Origin of the sequence: Aquiflexum sp. (assembly GCF_041749095.1) — a bacterium.
In the GTDB taxonomy this organism is placed as follows: domain Bacteria; phylum Bacteroidota; class Bacteroidia; order Cytophagales; family Cyclobacteriaceae; genus Aquiflexum.
In genome coordinates this window covers 1-2,819 of record NZ_JBGTCA010000532.1, presented here as the reverse complement: position 1 = coordinate 2,819, position 2,819 = coordinate 1, and the positions used below count along the sequence as shown (strand labels likewise).

General features: G+C 41.2%; 2 protein-coding genes. Both read right to left on the bottom strand.

All coding sequences use genetic code 11. The annotated features are described in order from the left end of the window. Window positions 1–948, bottom strand: a 948-nt coding sequence (locus ACEW8O_RS23860; RefSeq protein ID WP_373497137.1) for a serine/threonine protein kinase, incomplete at its 3' end; no start/stop codon positions are given. Then, window positions 945–2,819 (bottom strand): carotenoid oxygenase family protein (locus tag ACEW8O_RS23855; RefSeq protein WP_373497136.1); only part of this gene is annotated, 1,875 nt, incomplete at its 5' end. The genes ACEW8O_RS23855 and ACEW8O_RS23860, both read right to left, overlap by 4 nt.

Below are 2,819 nucleotides of genomic sequence, written 5' to 3'. Positions count from 1 at the left end.
GGTAACCAGGACTTTGTTATCTGCAGCAGCAAGGTCAAAACTTTCCTTTAAAATCTCCACTTCTTTTTCCCTTCCGTAAAGTTTTTGGGAAATGGTCAGTTTGGAAGCAATATCAGTAGAACCAACCTCAAAATCATGAATATGGCCTGATTCCTCCAAGTGCTTCAAGGCCAAATGAAGATCTACCAATAGTCCGGGAATGGACTGATACCTGTCCTCAGCATTCTTGGAAAGCAATTTTAAAATAATGGCATTTATGGATTTGGGGATCGCAGGTTTCAGGACACTTGGAAGTTTTGGAAACAATGCCAAATGGCAATGCACCATTTCCAATATATCTTCTGCCTCAAAAGGCAATTTACCTGTGATCATCTCATAGAATGTCACACCCAGGGAATAGAGATCGGACCTGTAATCCATCTTCCTGTTCATACGGCCTGTTTGTTCGGGAGACATGTATTCCACAGTACCTTTGATAATAGGTGCCTGTTCGTAGGAAATCTCTATGCTGTTGAGCAAAGAACTGAACTCAAAATCGATAAAATGGGCTTTCTTGTTTTGGTCAATGATGATGTTTTTCGGATTGATATCGTTGTGCAAAACATACTGATGATGCAGCTTTTGCAGAGATGTGGCAATCTGAATCGATTGAAACAAGAAACCCTTCATATCAAACCCTCCTTCCGGAATCAAATCTTTCAGGGTTTTTCCTTCAACATAATTCCTTACCAAAACCAATTGGCCATTGTACAGCATCATCCTGGAATCAAATTGGCCTTCTTTTAATGAAGATGAAATAGACACCTCATTGTGTAACCTCGACAAATCACCGGACAAGTCTTCTTTGATAAGTAATGGGGAATCATTTTTATTTTCAGCTAAATAGACTCTGCTTCTCTGATTTTCAGAAATCGTTTTCAGCTTTTTGATATCGGGAATTTCCTTCATGAGAAATGACTATAAATATTTTTCTCAAAAAATTCATTCAAAAACTCCCTGTCCTTTTTAATGGGGATTTTTGAAATCACCTCACTGTAATCATCCCTGATGGTAAAATCACTTTCAAAGGGATTATCGATGGCCTCTTCCATCCAAGCGGTATGTAGGGAAAATGCAAAGATGATATGGTCATTCTTCATTTTGCAAATAGGCCCTTTGTTGATATTGATTGCATCAAAAATCCAGAATTCACTGCTGTATTCCCACTTGCCATCATCACCGGTATATCTGTACAGAAAAGGCGCAAAAATATAACCGTCCATGGATTCCGGAATCAGGGGGTTTCTGGTTTTCCTTGGAATAAAATGAACACCCCTGCTGACAGTTCCTTCGGGACATTGATATACATCCTCCACCTTCATCGTATTGAGATCGATTCTTTGGATACAGACCGGAAGCTCTTTTTTGGTCAGTTCCTTAATAAGGTCAAGGCTGATTTTCCTATGTGGATAATGTTGATAGAGATCCCATATAAATTCGGTCAGGAGGTTGTCATGAAGTCCTGCACTGATAAACCACATCTGTTCGATCTTCGGCACTACTTTGGTACTTGAAAGGATGTCTTTGTAGGCGTACAAACCCAATGTCCAGGTATTTGGTCCTATTTCTTTCTCATGATAATTCCCGGGGCTTTCAAATACCGCAGAGGCCTCCGTATCGATGTCCAAGCTTTTGGTGTCGATTTTCCATTTACCCAATCTGCTGACATCCATACTTCCCACAGCAAAAAGGCTGATGTAATCTTTTTCAACCGGCTGATGGTCAGTGGCCCTTTTGTCAAATGTCCTGACCCATTCTGCCACACAGGTCGCCGCATTATGGATTCCATATAGCGTAATAACTCCATCAGGATTGGCATAATCACAGGAGTAGTGGATGGTTTCGTAGGGAATGGGATTTTTTAGCTTGTAGGCGGTGACTTTAACCTTGTCATCTTTTAGGTCTGCTCTTTTGATAATATAGGTCAGGGTATTCGGGTCCATGGTTCCTGAGGTCAATCTCCTTATCAGGCGTTCGATGACTTTACTTTCGGGAAATGGATTGTCAAATAAGAGGTCAATACCGAACTTAAAAGAACAGTCGGTCAAAATGATAAAATCCTCCGAAATTCCCATCTGATGCATGCATTCATCAATCACCAGTTTTTCCCCTGTCTGATCTTCCACCTCCCAGCGTTTTAGCGGGCCGGGACCGTCATACCTTAACAAATACATAAACACTTCATGTTTTTTGCCCGCATCTTCAGTATGTGGATGAAGAAAAGGAAGTTTCTTTTGAAATTCCTTTATTTTGGTTTTGACATGCATGATATCCGGATGGTCGACCAATTCTTCTGCAAGGGATTCCAGGAGTTTTTTGAATAATCCACGGTTTGTCCTGAGGTGGTGGATGGTATGCTCCATTTGTGTAAATGAACCTTTGTTCCTGGTATAATTGACCGTATATAATTCCTTTGTCAAAGGATCAAAGACAGGGTGGGCGGTAGTTTGTACTATGCCAAAAGGCCAAGGTACCATAGGGGGCTGTGCTGTCATCCAATCAGCGCATTTACCGATAGGCGTTCCCAATTCAAGTGTTTTGGGATTCAAAATAAAAGGTCTTCCTACATCGTAGGTTACAAGGAGGCTGCTGCTGCTTTGGTCTTTGAAAATTACAGGCTGAATGGCCGTGTTGAGTTCATTTCTGGAACCAAATACCATACTCATCCTCGTAATCCCCATATTATGAAATCCCATCACACCATGGTGTTCTGTTCCCCACTTGGTAGCTTCATCCGCATAGAAGCACGGGGTTTTCATCAGCTTTGTTTTTACTATAGG